General features: G+C 71.0%; 14 protein-coding genes. 8 read left to right on the forward strand and 6 right to left on the reverse strand.

The window, feature by feature from the left end:
- Nucleotides 1–58: 58 nt before the first annotated feature.
- Entirely contained in the window at nucleotides 59–1,204 is a 1,146-nt protein-coding gene (locus OG254_RS44175; RefSeq protein ID WP_405593380.1) for a CapA family protein, read from the forward strand.
- Nucleotide 1,205: 1 nt separating this feature from the next.
- On the opposite strand, the gene OG254_RS44180 is transcribed toward OG254_RS44175, so the two are convergent.
- Nucleotides 1,206–1,682: a MarR family winged helix-turn-helix transcriptional regulator gene (locus tag OG254_RS44180; protein WP_147998568.1), complete on the reverse strand. Its 477-nt coding sequence runs from the start codon at nucleotides 1,680–1,682 to the stop codon at nucleotides 1,206–1,208.
- Between the two features lie 57 nt (nucleotides 1,683–1,739).
- Between OG254_RS44180 and OG254_RS44185 the strand changes: the two genes are divergently transcribed.
- A complete protein-coding gene (locus tag OG254_RS44185) occupies nucleotides 1,740–2,564 on the forward strand; it encodes an alpha/beta fold hydrolase (RefSeq protein WP_405593381.1) in 825 nt (274 codons plus the stop codon).
- Nucleotides 2,565–2,626: 62 nt separating this feature from the next.
- Here OG254_RS44185 and OG254_RS44190 read toward each other — a convergent pair whose 3' ends face one another.
- Nucleotides 2,627–3,088, reverse strand: a complete 462-nt coding sequence (locus OG254_RS44190) for a universal stress protein (RefSeq protein ID WP_405593383.1) — start codon at nucleotides 3,086–3,088, stop codon at nucleotides 2,627–2,629.
- Nucleotides 3,089–3,175: 87 nt separating this feature from the next.
- On the opposite strand from OG254_RS44190, the gene lysX reads away from it, so the two are divergent.
- Both lysX and OG254_RS44200 read left to right on the forward strand, forming a co-directional pair.
- Nucleotides 3,176–6,454 (forward strand): bifunctional lysylphosphatidylglycerol synthetase/lysine--tRNA ligase LysX, encoded by a 3,279-nt coding sequence (gene lysX, locus OG254_RS44195; RefSeq protein WP_405593384.1) that lies wholly within the window; start codon nucleotides 3,176–3,178, stop codon nucleotides 6,452–6,454.
- A 94-nt stretch (nucleotides 6,455–6,548) separates the two neighbouring features.
- The gene (locus OG254_RS44200) at nucleotides 6,549–7,406 is read left to right on the forward strand and encodes a polysaccharide deacetylase family protein (protein ID WP_405593385.1); all 858 of its coding nucleotides are present in this window, start codon (nucleotides 6,549–6,551) and stop codon (nucleotides 7,404–7,406) included.
- Nucleotides 7,407–7,461: 55 nt separating this feature from the next.
- Here the strand turns inward: OG254_RS44200 and OG254_RS44205 are convergent, their stop codons facing one another.
- Nucleotides 7,462–8,127 carry a class F sortase gene (locus OG254_RS44205; RefSeq protein ID WP_405593386.1) on the reverse strand — a complete coding sequence of 222 codons (666 nt, stop codon included), beginning with the start codon at nucleotides 8,125–8,127 and terminating at the stop codon, nucleotides 7,462–7,464.
- Nucleotides 8,128–8,459: 332 nt separating this feature from the next.
- Between OG254_RS44205 and OG254_RS44210 the strand changes: the two genes are divergently transcribed.
- The gene (locus OG254_RS44210; protein WP_351187040.1) at nucleotides 8,460–8,957 is read left to right on the forward strand and encodes a hypothetical protein; all 498 of its coding nucleotides are present in this window, start codon (nucleotides 8,460–8,462) and stop codon (nucleotides 8,955–8,957) included.
- A gap of 120 nt (nucleotides 8,958–9,077) precedes the next feature.
- On the opposite strand, the gene OG254_RS44215 is transcribed toward OG254_RS44210, so the two are convergent.
- From OG254_RS44215 to OG254_RS44225, 3 genes are all read right to left on the reverse strand, one after another.
- A complete protein-coding gene (locus OG254_RS44215; RefSeq protein ID WP_405593387.1) occupies nucleotides 9,078–9,581 on the reverse strand; it encodes a hypothetical protein in 504 nt (167 codons plus the stop codon).
- A 238-nt stretch (nucleotides 9,582–9,819) separates the two neighbouring features.
- A complete protein-coding gene (locus OG254_RS44220; protein ID WP_405593388.1) occupies nucleotides 9,820–10,584 on the reverse strand; it encodes a hypothetical protein in 765 nt (254 codons plus the stop codon).
- A 97-nt stretch (nucleotides 10,585–10,681) separates the two neighbouring features.
- Nucleotides 10,682–11,014: a hypothetical protein gene (locus tag OG254_RS44225; protein WP_405593389.1), complete on the reverse strand. Its 333-nt coding sequence runs from the start codon at nucleotides 11,012–11,014 to the stop codon at nucleotides 10,682–10,684.
- A 448-nt stretch (nucleotides 11,015–11,462) separates the two neighbouring features.
- On the opposite strand from OG254_RS44225, the gene OG254_RS44230 reads away from it, so the two are divergent.
- The 3 genes from OG254_RS44230 to OG254_RS44240 all read left to right on the forward strand — a co-directional run bounded on the left by OG254_RS44230 (nucleotide 11,463) and on the right by OG254_RS44240 (nucleotide 15,657).
- The gene (locus tag OG254_RS44230) at nucleotides 11,463–12,428 is read left to right on the forward strand and encodes an SCO0930 family lipoprotein (RefSeq protein WP_405593390.1); all 966 of its coding nucleotides are present in this window, start codon (nucleotides 11,463–11,465) and stop codon (nucleotides 12,426–12,428) included.
- Between the two features lie 284 nt (nucleotides 12,429–12,712).
- Nucleotides 12,713–13,525, forward strand: coding sequence for an SAM-dependent methyltransferase (locus tag OG254_RS44235; RefSeq protein ID WP_405593391.1), 813 nt, complete (start codon nucleotides 12,713–12,715; stop codon nucleotides 13,523–13,525).
- Entirely contained in the window at nucleotides 13,522–15,657 is a 2,136-nt protein-coding gene (locus tag OG254_RS44240; protein WP_351187028.1) for an EAL domain-containing protein, read from the forward strand. Before OG254_RS44235 ends, OG254_RS44240 begins: the two co-directional genes overlap by 4 nt.
- The last annotated feature ends 78 nt before the right edge of the window (nucleotides 15,658–15,735 follow it).

Consider the following 15,735-nt stretch of genomic DNA (forward strand, 5'->3'; position numbering starts at 1 on the left):
AGAGTGCCATATTTCGTACCTATTTTGGTGCGTATATACGACCACGAGGGGTGAGCTGATGATCGCACGCAGTCGGCTTGTGGCCATCGCCGTCACGGCCGTGCTTGCCGCAGGTGCCGCCTGCCAGGCCCACAACCGCGAGGCCTCGGGGCGCCCGGCCCCCTCCGCCGGCCCCCGCGGCTTCACCCTCGTCGCCTCCGGCGACGTCCTCCCGCACACCGCCATCAACGATCGCGCGCGCTTCGATGCGGGCGGCAAGGGGTACGACTTTCGCCCGATGTTCGCAGGCGTGCGATCCGTGGTCTCCCGCGCCGATCTGGCGCTGTGTCATATGGAGACCGTCTACGGCGAGAACGGGGACTACACCGGGTACCCCCTCTTCAAGTCCCCGCCGGAGGTGGCCCGGGGCATCGCCTCGGCCGGCTACGACGGCTGCTCCACCGCCTCCAACCACAGCCTCGACGACGGCGCCGCCGGCATCCTGCGCACCCTGAACGCCCTCGACCAGGCGAAGGTGCGGCACGCGGGCACGGCCCGCACCTCGGGAGAGGCGCGCCACGTGACCGTCCTGCGCGCCGGCCAGGCCAAGGTCGCGCACCTGGCCTACACCTACGGCGTCAACGACTTCCCGCTCCCGCCCGGGCAGCCCTGGGCGGTCAACCTGATCGACCGGGAGAAGATCCTGGCCGACGCCCGCGCCGCCCGGAAGGGAGGTGCCGACGTGGTCGTCGTGTCGATGCACTGGGGCACCGAATGGCAGGACGACCCCGACGAGGACCAGTTGACCCTGGCCCGTGAGCTCACCGCCGCCCGCTCGGGCGAGCGCCCCGACATCGACCTGATCCTCGGCACCCACGCCCATGTGCCACAGGCCTACGAGAAGGTGAACGGCACCTGGGTGGTCTACGGCATGGGTGACCAGGTCGCCGGCGCGATGTACAACCATCAGGGCGTACAGGACCCACGCGGCAACGAGTCCACCCTCGCCCGCTTCACCTTCGAGCCGCCCGCCCGGGTCGGCGGCCGGTGGGAGGTGGCGAAGGCGGAGTACGTCCCGCAGCTGTTCGACATCGACGCCGGCCGGGTGCTCAATCTCAACCAGGCCATCGCCAAGGGTGCCGAACTGAGCGGAGTGCGCGACAAGATCCGGGACGTGGTGCTGAGCCGGGGCGCGGGCGAGGACGGGCTCGTCATGGGGGAGTAGGTCAGTCCACGTCCCCGCCGTGGTCGAAGGTCTTCAGCATCTGCTTCAGTACGCGCGCGCACGCCTGGAGCTCGGCTTCGGTCAGATCACCGCCGACCTGCCGGTTCAGGGCGTGCTCGCGCGCGAGGATCGCGGTGATGACGGTCTCGCCCTCGGCCGTGATCCGGATCAGCGAGGACCGCTGGTGCGCGGGGTTGGGCGTGGCCTCCGCCCAGCCCCTGGCCACCGTGTCGTTGACCATGCGCTGCACGAACTGCCGGGTCAGCGCCATGACCCGGCCCATCTGAGGCACCGTCATGGGCCCGTACCTGTGCAGCAGGACCAGCACGGAGCGCACGCCGACGGACACCCCCTCGACCTCTTCGCCCTGTTCGAGCTTGCGCAGCCCGCGCCGGTAGAGCGCGCCGATCAGGTCGAACACCTCGCTGATCCGGTGGCCGAGTTCATCGGGGGAGAGGGGCTTGTCGGAGTCGGTCACTGGGCCATCATGACACCTTGGTTGCCAAACTGCCCCGAAGATGACACCTTGGTTGTCATGACGACAGTGACGAACGCTTCGGATCTGCGCTTCTTTCCCTCCGCCGACGGCGACCTCGCCTACCTCGACACCGGCTCCGGGGACCTCGTGGTCCTCGTCCACTCCGGGTTCGTCGACCACCGGCTCTGGCACGCCCAGATCCCGGCCCTCGCCGCCGGGCACCGCGTGATCGCCCTGGACGTACGCGGCCACGGCTCCTCCGCCAACGCGAGCAAGCCCTTCCGCTGGGCCGACGACGTGGCCGGCCTGCTGCGCCACCTCGACGCGGGCCCCGCGGTCCTGATCGGCCTGTCCATGGGCGGGCTGATCGTCACCAACACCGTGCTGGAGTACCCGGACCTCGTCACCGCCGTCGTCACCTGCGGTGCCGCGACCGGGGAATTCCAGTACACGGACCCCTGGACCCGAGGCATACAGGCGGAGATGGCGCGCGCCCTGGCCGCTGGGGACATCGAGGGCTGGCTAGAGGCCTTCGAGCAGGTCCTGCCCGGTCCGGGGCGGACCGTCGACGACGTCGACCAGGACAGCCTGCGCCTGATCCGGGACATGGCCCGCGGCACGCTGTCGAAGCACACGCCGGGCGAGAAGGACTGGTTCGTGCCCGTGGCGGACACCTTCGCGCGCGCGGCGGACATCACCGCCCCGCTGCTCACCCTCAACGGCGGCCTGGAACCCGCCGACATGCTCGCCGCGGCCGAGCGGCTCGCCGCCACCGTCCGCGACGGCCGCTCCGAGGTCGTCGACGGGGTCGGCCACTACCCGAACCTGGAGAAGCCGGAGGTCTTCAACAAGATCCTGCTCGACTTCCTGCGGACCCTGTGATTCCCGGCGACACCTGTCGCCTCTACTTGGTGGTGTCGCAGCTCGTGCGCCGGGGACGCGAGCTACGGCACCACCGTCACCGGCCACCGCCCCGCCTTGACCAGCCGAATCGCGACCGAACCGATGATCCGGTGCCCGGCCTGCTCCGAGGCGCCCACCACCACTGCGTCCGCCTTGAGGTCGTCAGCCGCCGTCACCAGGCCGTTGTAGGGGTCGCCCTGGAAGGTGTGGAACTCCCAGCGGACATCGAATATCCCCTTCAGCCGCTCGGCCGCGTCCCGGATCTGGGCGATCAGATCCTCGGCGATCTCGCTGGTCGTGTCCGCGACCGGGGCCCCGAGCGCCGCGCCCGCCGTCATCACCGGCTGCACGTACACAATGGCGAGCAGGGCGTTCTGCCGCCGGGCGAGGCCTCCCGCGTAGGAGGCCGCGCGCATCGAGGAGTCGGAGCCGTCCACGCCGACCACGATGACCTTGGGCCCGTCCGTGCCCCGCTCGAACTGGTGCGAGTGCTGTTCCGTCACGGCAGGAGGCTATCGGAAGCCGCAGGTCCCGCCGCCGGCCGGGACGCTCGACGGGCGAGGAGGCCGGGGGCTTCCTACAGTCGGAACATGAGTGCCACCGTGGAGGCCGCGCGGGACAAGGACGTCACGGGCCCGACACGGCCGCCCGGACACGGCTGGATGAGCAGGGTGCCGGAAGGTTTCGCGACCTTCTTCGGCGCCCTCGGACTGCTCTGCGTCCTGCTCGCCCTCATCCCGCCGCTACGGGTCGCGCTGCGCCCGGTCGTGCGTGCCCTGGACCAGATCATCGTCCCCGTCAGCGCCAACCTCGCCTACGCCGTCTTCCTCTTCCTGCTCGCCGCCGCGACAGCCGCCCGCAAAAAGATCGCCTGGTGGCTGGTCGTCATCTATCTGGGCCTGCTCGTCCTGTCCGACATCCTCGGCACGGTCGTCGGCGACTATTCCGACTCCGTCCCGTCCCTCATCGTGTGCGGCCTCGCCCTCGCCCTGCTGATCGTCGCCCGGGGGGAGTTCTACGCCGCCTCCCGCAGAGCGGCCGTACGAAGAGCTCTCGGCGTCCTGCTCGTCGGGCTCGTCATCGGCATCCTGGTCGGCTGGGGACTCGTCGAGCTGTTCCCCGGCACACTGCCCCAGAGCCAGCGGTTGGCGTGGGCTGCCGACCGGGTCTGCGGCGGCCTGGTCTCCGGCACCACCTACGACGGACGGCCGCCCAGGCCCCTGTACTTCCTGCTCGGCCTCTTCGGCGCGCTCGCCCTCCTCAACGCCGCCGCGACCCTCTTCCGCTCGCAGCGCATGGAGGCCGCCCTGCACGACGACGAGGAGGCCCGCATCCGCGCCCTCCTCAAGGCCTACGGCGAGAGGGACTCCCTCGGCTACTTCGCCACCCGGCGCGACAAGGCCGTCGTCTTCTCGCCCAGCGGCAAGGCCGCCGTCACCTACCGCGTCGAGGCCGGCGTCTGCCTCGCCAGCGGGGACCCGGTCGGCGACCGGGAGGCCTGGCCACACGCCATCGCCGTCTGGCTGGCCGCGGCCCGCCGCCACGCCTGGGTGCCCGCCGCGATGGGCGCCTCCGAGGACGGCGCCACCGCCTACGCCCGCGCCGGACTCGGCGCCCTCCAACTCGGCGACGAGGCGGTCCTGCGGGTGCAGGACTTCGACCTCGACGGCCGCGACATGCGGGTGACCCGGCAGGCCGTCCACCGCGTCCGGCGCACCGGCGCCCACTGCCGTGTCCGCCGCCACTCCACCCTCGGTGAGGCGGAGATGGAGGAGGTGGTCCGCAAGGCCGACGCCTGGCGCGACACCGAGACCGAACGCGGCTTCTCCATGGCCCTGGACCGCCTCGGCGACCCGGCCGACGGCGACTGCCTCCTCGTGGAGGCACTCGGCGAGGACGGTCAGCTGCTCGCCCTGCTCTCCTTCGTGCCCTGGGGCAGGGACGGCATCTCCCTGGACCTGATGCGCCGGGACCGCGGCGCCCCCAACGGCGTCATGGAGTTCATGGTCGCCGAAGTGTGCGCCGTCGCACCCAAGCTCGGCATCCGTCAGATCTCCCTGAACTTCGCGGTCTTCCGCTCGGTCTTCGAGGAGGGCGCCCGCATCGGCGCGGGACCCGTGCTGCGGCTGTGGCGGCGCCTGCTGCTGTTCTTCTCCAAGTGGTGGCAGCTGGAGGCCCTCTACCGCTCCAACGCGAAGTACCAGCCGCAGTGGTACCCCCGCTTCATCTGCTACGGCGAGGCCGCCTCCCTCGCCCGGATCAGCCTCGCGTCCGGCATCGCCGAGGGCTTCGTCTCCGTACCGTCCCTGCACAAGCTCCGCAGAAATGGGCACCCGAGGAACGGACCGCGCCCCGCCACCACCGAGGGACTGCCCTCGCTGGCGGCGCTCGGCCTCGAAGGAGGGGACGAGGCCGGGGCGGCCGGGCCGGATACGGGCCTGCCCGAGCAGGTCCGTGTCCGGCACCACACCCTCGACCGGCTGCGCGCCGAGGGCATCGACCCCTACCCGGTGGGCATCCCGGCCCGCACCCACGCCCTCGCCGAGGTCCGTGCGGGCGAGCAGGTCACCGTCGCCGGCCGGGTCATGCTGGTCCGCGACTTCGGCGGCCTCGTCTTCGCCGTGCTGCGCGACTGGTCCGGCGACCACCAACTCGCCCTCACCCGCAAGGACTCCGGCGCCGCCCTCGACCGCTTCACCGCCGACACCGACATCGGCGACCTCATCTGCGCCACCGGCCTGGCGGGCGTCAGCGACAAGGGCGAACCGACCGTCTTCGTCACCTCCTGGCAGCTGACGGCCAAGTGCCTGCGCCCCCTGCCCGACAAACGCCGCGGCCTCGCCGACCCCGAGGCCAAGGTCCGCATGCGCTATCTCGACCTGGTCTCCAGCCCCGCCGCCCGCGACACGGTCCGCGCCCGCTCCACCGCCGTCCAGGCGCTGCGCCAGGGCCTGCTGCAGCGCGGCTACCTGGAGGTCGAGACGCCGGTGCTCCAGCAGATCCACGGCGGCGCCAACGCCCGCCCCTTCACCACCCACATCAACGCCTACGACCTCAACCTCTACCTGCGCATCGCCCCCGAGCTGTACCTCAAGCGGCTGTGCGTCGGCGGCGTGGAGCGGGTCTTCGAGCTCGGCCGCACCTTCCGCAACGAGGGTGTCGACTACAAGCACAACCCCGAGTTCACGATCCTGGAGGCCTACCAGGCGTACGCCGACTACGACGTGATGCTCGACCTCGTCCGCGAACTGATCCAGGGCTGCGCGAGCGCCGCCTTCGGATCGCCGATCGCCCACAAGGACGGCAAGGAGTACGACATCTCGGGCCAGTGGCCGGTCAAGACCGTGTACGGCGCGATCTCCGAGGCCCTCGGCGAGGAGATCGACCCCGACACCGAGCTGCTCCGGCTGCACCGGTACTGCGACCGCGTCGGCGTGCCGTACGTCGCCGACGACGGCCATGGCGACGTCGTCCTGGAGATGTACGAGCGGCTCGTCGAGGAGAAGACCCAGCTGCCCACCTTTTACAAGGACTTCCCGACCGACGTCTCCCCGCTCACCCGCCAGCACCGCCTGGACCCCCGGCTCGCCGAGCGCTGGGACCTCGTCGCCTTCGGCACCGAGCTCGGCACCGCCTACTCCGAGCTCACCGACCCCGTCGAACAGCGCCGCCGCCTCACCGCCCAGTCCCTGCTCGCCGCCGGGGGAGACCCCGAGGCCATGGAGCTCGACGAGGACTTCCTCGACGCCCTCGAATACGCCATGCCGCCCACCGGCGGTCTCGGCATCGGCGTCGACCGGCTGGTCATGTTCCTCACCGGCCTGACGATCCGGGAGACCCTGCCGTTCCCCCTGGTGCGCCGCCGCTGACCGCCTGGCGACAGCTGGTCCGCGCGGGTGTATTCGCTCAGCCGTTCCGGTGTCGCACTGGTGCGTCGGTCTCTCGCCGGGCGACTCATCAGACATGACGAAGGATCAGCTGCCCCCGCGTCTGCTCACCCGACGCCGCGCGCTGCTCGCCGGCGCCGCCGCCGCCGTCGGAGCCGCCGGCACCGCGGGCCTGTTCACGACGTTCACGGGCGACGAGACCGTGCACCGGGCCGCCCCGGCCCCGGCCCAGGGCCCCCAGAAGCGCAGCGCGCTCAAGCCCTCCTCGTACCGTCTCCAGCCCCTGACGGGGTACGGCCCGCCCAAGGCGGCCCCCCGCCGCACCCTCGTACGCCGTGAACCCATGCTCCAGGTGTCCGCACGCGGCCGCACCATGGTGCTGAGCTTCGACGACGGCCCCGACGCCCGCTACACCCCGCGCATCCTGGACACCCTGCGCGAGTACGACGTCCGCGCGATGTTCTTCGTCTGCGGCGAGATGGTCGCCGACAACAAGGACCTCGTGGCCAGGATGGCCGACGAGGGCCATGTCGTCGGCAACCACACCTGGTCCCACCCGCTGCTCACCCGGCTCGGCCGCGGACGGATCCGCAAGGAGATGGAGCGCACCTGCGACATCATCGAGGAGTCGTACGGTGAGCGCCCGGCCTGGTTCCGCGCCCCCTACGGCGCCTGGAACCGCGCCACCTTCCAACTCGGCGCCGAACTGGGCATGGAACCGCTGGCCTGGACCGTCGACACCCTCGACTGGACCACCCCCGGCACCCGCACCATCGTCGGCCGGGTCGAGGACGGCGCCGCCCCCGGCGTCGTGGTGCTCTCGCACGACGCCGGGGGCGACCGCTCCCAGAGCGTCCGCGCCCTGCGCACCTATCTGCCGCAGCTGCTGGACGCCGGATATCACGTCACCGTCCCCCGACGGCATTACGCGTGACGGCTTTCGCCGCCCGGTCGAGGAAAGCACGGAAGGCTCGGAAAGCTCGGAGAGCTCAGCGGACCTCGACCAGGCTGGCGAAAACGACGACGTTCCCGTCATATCCGTTCTGCTTGGAGAAACCGCCACCGCAGGTGATGACCCGCAATTCCGCGGTTCCCTTGGAGGCGTAGACCCGGTCTCCGGGGAAGTCGTCCTTCTGGAACACCTCGACGCCGTAGATCTCGAACACGGCCGTCTTTCCGTCCTTGCGGAGGACCTCGACGCGATGTCCCTTCGCCAGCGAGCCGAGACCGTAGAAGACGGCGGGCCCCTGAAGGTTGTCGACATGGCCGACGACGACCGCGGTGCCCTTCTCGCCGGGCGAGACGGAGCCGGTGAACCAGCCCGACAGATTGGGGTCCTCCGGGGGCGGCGCGCCGACCCAGCCGTCCAGGTCCAGGCCGACCGGGATCGCCGGCGCGTCGACGTGGATGGCGGGGATGCGCACCCGGTCCGGCAGGGCGAACGGCAGCGGCCGCGCCGCCCGGGCGAACACCGCGCGGGGCAGCTGCCGGTCCGCGGCGGCTGCGGAGGCGGGCTGCGGCGGGCCCTCGTCGAACTCCCCGGATCCGTTGCGGACGAGCGCGAGACCGGTCAGCAGGACAAGCGCTATCACGCCCCAGGGAGCACGCTTCCTCCGTCGCTCCTCCTCTTCTTCGGCCAGCTCGAAACCGGACATTCGACTTCCCCTCTCGACGCGGCCGTCGCCACGTCATTCGCGCATACGAAAACGCTAAGTCCCGCAGGCGAAACCGGCGACGGGGCAGAGACGAACGGGTGGCCCGAACTGATTCGGTGCGCCATCCGAGTTGCCACCGGCCGGAAAATTCTGACGGTCCGTGACCTGCGACAATTCCGATTGTGGGGTTGTCCTCCGGCGTGTCGTCTCACCAGGACGGACCATCGCCGAAATGCGGCCTCGGGCACCGCAACTGAGGGTCTTTCTGGGAGGCGCTTTCTCGCCGATCGATACCGGGGACGGTACCCGGGGCGTCTTCCGCGGAGGATCACATGCGAAGCACTCGTACCCTGGCGGCCGCCGCCACCGCGGTCGCCGCCCTCGGTCTGGCCGCCCCGGTGGCCGCGGCACGCGACGGCATGCCCGTCGGCCCGAGCAACATTGTCGCCCTGCCCAGCGTCATCGCCCGCGGCGGGCAGCTGACCATCACCGTCGACGGCTGCCCGCAGGGCGGCACCGCGACCTCGGACGCCTTCCGGCCCACGACGTTGACCCCGGTCGGCGGCAGCACGGCCAAGGGCACCGCGACGATCGACCGGAACGCGAGGCCGGGCTCCCACAGCATCACGGTCACCTGCAGAGGGGCGGGCCGGCCCCTGACCCACCCCAACGCCTTCTCCGTCATCGGCGGCGTCCGCGGCGGCCTCGGCGGCAGCACGTCCACGGGCGCGACGCCGACCGACATGGCGATCGGAGGCGGACTGATCGCCGTGGCCGTCGTCGGCAGCGGGGTGTTCTGGATGCGGCGGCGGGCGGAGAAGCGGATCTGACGCGCTGTCCGGCGTGAACCGCCGACCACGGGAGACAGGCCGCACACACGCAGACCTTCGCCCCGGCCCCCCTCATGGGGATCCGGGGCGAAGGTCTGCGTGTGTGCGGCTGCCGGTGTGTCAGGCGCCGTCCTCGCCGTCGCCGCGCCGGGAGAGGTGGTACGCGGTGCCGAGCGCGGCCGTGATGAGCGCGGCGCCCAGGCCGATCTCCTTCAGGTCCAGTCCGGCGAAGGTGCCGCCCTCACCGGCGTGCGCGCCGTGCTCCGGAAGATCGGGCCGGTCCGGCCGGCCGCCGGCGATGGTGAGGTCGACGCTCTGCCAGAAGGTGCCGCAGTAGAACGACACCTCATGGACGGTGCCACGTCTGGCGTCCCGGTCGACCCTGGCCCAGGCCGTCGTCCGCCCCCGGCGGATGGTGACCGTGTCGAAGACCCCCGACGAGACGGTCACACTCTGCTCGCACCCGGTCGCGCGCAGCCGGACGTGTTCGCCCGGATCGACGGTGGTGGGCCGGACACTGGCCCAGAAATCGGAGTTGTCGCCCTGCGCCTGCGCGGCGGGCGCGGTCACGGCGAGGGCGCTGACGCCCAGCAGTGCTGCAGAAGCGACGCGTATCGCACGCATGGTGTGTCTCCCGCTCCCCGAGGAGCAGTCGCGGACCTTTTCCGCTTGCGCCAGAAATGCACCTCGGTGATCGAAACGCTAGGAAGGTGCGCACACCCACGCGATCGGTGTCGTACGAATGGGGCAAGCGTGTGGGCCGCTCAGGGGACGGCATTCCGTCGACCGGGGGACGGCGGCGGCGTGGCGGGTTCGCATCGAGTGCCGCCGTGGCCGTCGCCGCCGCCGGAGTGAGTGCCCGTCAGCCCCCGGTGTGGGGGAACAGCGCGAGGAACGGTTCCGTCGACGCCGTGACGCCACGGCTGTAGGGATCGTCGAAGTCCCAGATGAGGAAGAGCAGGAAGGCGATCAGCGCGGAGAACAGCCCGGCGAGGATCAGCTCACGGGCCGTGCGCCGGATCTGCAGGGCGAACACCATCCCGATGGTGACGACACCGCCGGCCAGGAGTCCGAACCACACCACGCCGGGCATGGTGTCCCCGGTCGAGTTCGCGCGGGCGTTGCGCGCCTGGTCGGCCGCGGTCACCTGGTCGAGGACCGGCTGGTAGGCCTGCGCCTCGAAGTCGTTCCTTGGCTCGTAGTCCGTCACGTCCTCGCGCACGCGCTGAAGGAGCTCCTTGCCGCGGTCGGTGACGGCGCCGTGATCCATCATCGTCTTCCACTCGATGGTGACGACGTGTCCGACATAGGCGTTGACATCGTCCCGAATGCGGTCGCGGACGTCGGCCGGATACACCCGGACCCGCTCCGAGACCTCGTGCAGCGCCACTGCCTCCGCCTCGACATGGTCCTGGGCGGCGCTGCGGGCCTCCCACACGCCGGCGATGGCCAGGCCCAGCACGATGGCGTACACCACGCCGATCCACATCGTCATGTACTCGATGACGTCGGGGGTCTCGGAGGGATCCTCGTCGTCGGGCGCCGTGCGGTGCCGTACGAGGGTGATGATGACCACCACGGAGCAGGCGGCCAGCATCGCGAGGGTGAGAACAAGCCATTCCGGCAAGAGGAACCTCCAGGATCAACGCGGACGGAGCGCGGCGACGGCGGCGATGGCGGGCACCGCGATGAGCAGGACGAAGGTGAGCGGAGCGGGGGCGGCGTCATGCGCCGCCCGCTTGTGCCGGGCGGCCCGGTAGGGCGGGTAGTGCACGGGGGTCGCGGACGGACGCGGGGCGTGCCTGGCCGACGGCTTCGGCGTGGGCGTCGGGGTGGGTGCCGGCGTCGGGACCGGCCGCGGGCGTGGCGGCGCGGGCTGCGGAGCCGGCGGCGCCGGGGCCGGGGGAGGCGGCGGAGACGGCGGCTCGGGTTTCGCGGTGGGCGTCGGTTTCGGCGGCGGGGGAGTCGGTGTGGGGTCCGGTGGGGGCGTCGTCTTCGGCGGAGGCGTGGCTGTGGGCGTCGGGGTAGGGGTGGGAGTCGGGGTCGGCGTCGGGCACTGCGGGGGAGTCGGCCAGGTGAGGCTTCCGACGACCGCGACCGCCTGTGCGCCGTCCGGGCCGGTGTCGGCGTAGGCGCAGACCGTCGCCCCGGCCGCCCCGGCCGGCGCCGACACCAGCAGCCACGTCAACGTCGCCACCGTCAACACCCTTGCGGTCAGGGTGGATTGGGTCGGTTCGAGTCCATGCACGACGAAGATCCTGAGGCCATCGCGCGCCCGTGTATGCCGGAGAGCGGCCGAAATGCCCCGAACGAGGGAAGGATGGCCCTCGAAAGGTTTGATCAGGGGGCGTGGGCGTAACCGCCGGGGCATGCGCGTGCGGCGCCTAGCTTCCGGAAAGAAATTTGTGCGCCGGTTGAACACGAGAGTGGCTCTCACACGTACCTCTTGTCGTGCGGCGGCGCAGCAGGGCGCTGCAACACCCTGGTGAATATGGGGAGTTGACGATGAAGACCTCGTGGCGGAGCGCCTCGCTCGTGGTGAGCGCCGTGGCAGTGGCGGCGCTGACGACGGCATGCGGCTCGGAAACCGCCCCGCCGGCGAGCAGCCAGAACGTGGGTGCCACGGCCGCGGCCGGCGACTACGGGAGCGGTACCGGTCTCGGATCCGGTTACGACACGGGCGCGGCGGGCCAGGAGAGCGCCGCCACGCAGGCCGCCGCGGCCGGTGAACTGGCGGTGTCCACCAACGCCGAACTCGGCGAGGTGCTGACCGACGGCGCCGGGATGACCCTCTACCGCTTCGACAAGGACGTCGCCGAGCCGCCCAAGTCGAACTGCGACGGCGAGTGCGCCACCAAGTGGCCGCCGGTCCCCGCGGACGACGCCACGGCCGGCGTGGGCATCGACAAGAACAAGCTCGGCTCGGTCACCCGGACCGACGGCACCAAGCAGCTGACGATCGACGGCTGGCCGGCGTACCGCTTCGCGAAGGACACCAAGGCCGGTGACGTCAACGGCCAGGGCGTCGGCGGCACTTGGTACGCGCTCGCCCCCACGGGCAAGAAGGCGCAGGGCGGAACCGAGGCGGGCGACCTGCCCGGTCTGTCCACGCGCCAGGACTCCAAGCTCGGCGAGATCGTCATCGACAAGAACGGCCACACGGTCTACCGCTTCATGAAGGACTCGCCCTGGCCGATGAAGACGGCCTGCACCGGCGAGTGCCTGGAGAAGTGGCCGGTCATCGCGCCGGTCGACGCCGAGGACACCGAGGGCATCGACCTGAAGGGGTCCGGTCCCAGGGGCCAGGGCTACGTGGTCTTCGACCGGCCCGACGGAATCAAGCAGCAGACCATCGACTGTGTGCCGATCTACACCTTCGCCGGCGACAAGAAGCCCGGTGACACCAACGGTCAGGGCGTCGGCGGCACTTGGTTCGCCATCCGCCCCGACGGCAAGCCGGTCGGCGCGTAGCAGCAGCAGAGATCACACCTCCGGTCCGCCCCCTGAGCTCCACGCGCAGGGGGCGGACCGGTTTGTCTGCATTCACTGCTGTTCTTCGCCCTCTTTCACCATGGTTCGCAGCACTGTGGAATGCTTCGGATGCTTTTCGCAGAGGGTGCGCGGGGCGGCAATTCGGCACGTGCCACTGGCAGTGACCGGGAACGGATGGTCAATTTCCGTTTCCGCTCGCTCCTTTGGCGGGCGATCAGTAGCCTCAGCTCGAACACCGGATCGCCTACGCCTTGGAGAGATAGATGGAGCGTCCCGCCTGGGCCCCACGGAGCATCGACATCTCGGTGCCGAGCGTCTCCCGGATCTACGACTACTACCTGGGCGGTTCGCACAACTTCGAGGTCGACCGGGAAGCGGCCCGCAAGGCCATGGACTTCATGCCGGGCCTCCCCAAGATCATGCAGGCCAACCGGGCGTTCATGCGGCGCGCGGTGCGCTTCGCGGTCGACGAGGGCATCACCCAGTTCCTGGACATCGGCTCCGGGATACCGACGTTCGGCAACGTCCACGAGGTGGCCCAGGCCGCCAGCCCCGGCGCACGCGTGGTGTACGTCGACCACGACCCGGTCGCCGTCGCGCACAGCCAGGCGGTTCTGGCGGGCCACGACGACACCGACATCGTCGCTGCGGATCTGCGCAAGCCCCAGGAGATCCTGCGCAGTTCCGAGGTCGAGCGCCTGATCGACCTGAACCGGCCAGTGGCGCTGCTGCTCGTTGCCATACTGCACTTCGTGGAGGACGAGGACGAACCCTACGAGGCGGTGGCCCAGCTGCGCGACGCGCTCGCGCCCGGCAGTCTGCTGGTGCTCACGCATGCCTCGTACGAGGGAATCCCGCTGCCCGAGGAACGGGCCAAGGGCACGGTCGACGTATACAAGGACATTCGCAACCCGCTGATCATGCGCTCGCGCGAGGCCATCGCGCGGTTCTTCGAGGGGTACGACATGGTGGAACCCGGACTGGTGCCGATGCCGCTCTGGCGACCGGACACCGCACCGGAGGACGAGGATCCGTTTGCCTTCTCCGGCTTCGCCGGCGTGGGACGTACGGCGTGAGCGCGGGGCCGGACGGGCCGGAGGACAGACTCCGCCGGTTCGCGACGATCTGGAGCCGGGCGGTCTTCCCGGTGACCTCGACGTCGTCGACCCGGCCGGAGTTCGAGGAGCAACTGCTGCCGCTCGCCCGGCGGTTGAGCAAGGCACTCAAGGCCAGGACGTTCGACGCGGACGAGGGCAGGGCCGTCGGCGCCGCCCTCGTCACCGCGCACTGCACCGACCCCGAGGCGCTCAGCCGCTCGCTGGACTGCGTCGACGCCTATCTGGTGCTGTACTGCGGCGACGGCGGAGACCAGGAGGACCTGCGGGCGCGCTCCTCGCGGCTCCAGCACGCCATGGCCGCCGGGTTCGCCCAGGCGCTGCGCGAGCGGACGCTGGCCGAGCAGGAGGCGATCTCCTCGGCCGCGCTCAAGGCGCAGGGCGTGGTCGCCCAGGCGCTGCACGACACCGAGGCCCGTTTCCGCGCGGTGTTCGAGGGCGCGGCCATAGGAATCGGCATCTCCGATCTGACGGGCAACATACTGCAGGTCAACGGCGCGCTGCTGCGCATGTTCGGCGTCTCCGAACAGGCCATCCGCAGCCGAAACGTCAAGGAGTGGACCCACCCCGAGGACGCGCCGCAGACCTGGACGCTCTACGACGAGCTCGTCCGCGGCGAGCGCGAGCACTACCACGTCGAAAAGGCCTTCTACCGCCCCGACGGAACGGTCCTGTGGACCAACCTCACGGTCTCCCTGCTGCGCGACGCCGACGGTGAACCGCAGTACCAGCTGGCCCTGATGGAGGACACCACCGAGCGGCGGCTGCTCAACCTGCGGCTGCGCTACGAGGCCACGCACGACGCGCTCACCGGCCTGCCCAACCGCACCTTCTTCTTCGAGCGCCTGGAGAAGGCACTGGGCGCCGGAGAGGGCCAGCGGTTCGGGCTTTGCTACCTCGACCTGGACGGCTTCAAGACTGTGAACGACAGCCTCGGCCACGCGGCCGGCGACCGGCTGCTCGTCGAGGTCGCCGACCGCCTCCAGTCGTGCGCCACCGCGCCCGGCGAGATGGTCGCCCGGCTCGGCGGCGACGAGTTCGTGGCGCTGACCACCGGCCCCGACACCGAGCGCGAGGTCGACGAGCTCGCCACCCGGATCATGAACGTGCTGGTCGCCCCGATCAGCGTCGACGGACGCGAGCTGACCGTGCGCGGCAGCATCGGCATCGTCGAGGGCCCGGCGGGGGAGCGCGGTCCGGCGGAGGTGCTGCGCAGCGCGGACATCACGATGTACCGGGCCAAGTCGGCCGGCGGCAACCGCTTCGAGCTCGCCGACCCGGAGGCCGACGCCCGCGCCATCACCCGGCACGGGCTGACCACGGCGCTGCCGACGGCCCTGGACCGGGGCGAGTTCTTCATCGAGTACCAGCCGCTGGTCCACCTCGGCGACGGCAGCGTGCGCGGCGCGGAGGCCCTGGTGCGGTGGCTGCATCCGCAGCACGGCGTCCTCGGCCCGGACCGGTTCATCCCGCTCGCCGAGCACACGGGACTCATCGTGCCGCTCGGCCGCTGGGTCCTGGAGCAGTCGGTGCGCCAGGCCCGCGCATGGCGGGAACGCCACGACGACGCAGGGCCCTTCCGCATCAACGTCAACCTCTCGCCGTGCCAGCTCGGCCACCCCGGACTCGTCCAGGACACCGTCGACATCCTGGAGCGCGCCGGCATGGCACCCGACGCCCTCTGCCTGGAGGTCACCGAGTCGGCCCTCATCGGCGCCGACGCCGACCTGCTCAAGCCCCTGCGCCGGCTGGCCGAGATGGGCGTCGACATCGCGCTGGACGACTTCGGCACCGGCTATTCCAACCTCGCCAACCTGCGCCGGCTGCCGGTGAGCATCCTCAAGTTGGACCGCTCCTTCACGCAGAGCATGCAGCGGTTCCCGGCCGACCCCGTCGACCTCAAGATCGTCGAGGGGATCGTCTCCCTGGCCCACGGCCTGAACCTCACGGTGACGGTGGAGGGCGTGGAGACCGGCGCCCAGGCCGAGCAGCTGCGGATTCTCGGCTGCGACACGGCCCAGGGCTGGTACTACGCCCGCCCTGGCCCGCCGGAGCGGCTGCACGAGCTGGCGCTGGTGGACGCGACGGGCTGAGCCACCGGGGCCGTACGGGACGCGGGGCGGACGGCCGCCCCTCCCGTGCGGCTTCGCGCCCGTCGGTTAGCGTGAGGA

Source organism: Streptomyces sp. NBC_01092 (genome assembly GCF_045039535.1).
Lineage (GTDB): Bacteria > Actinomycetota > Actinomycetes > Streptomycetales > Streptomycetaceae > Streptomyces.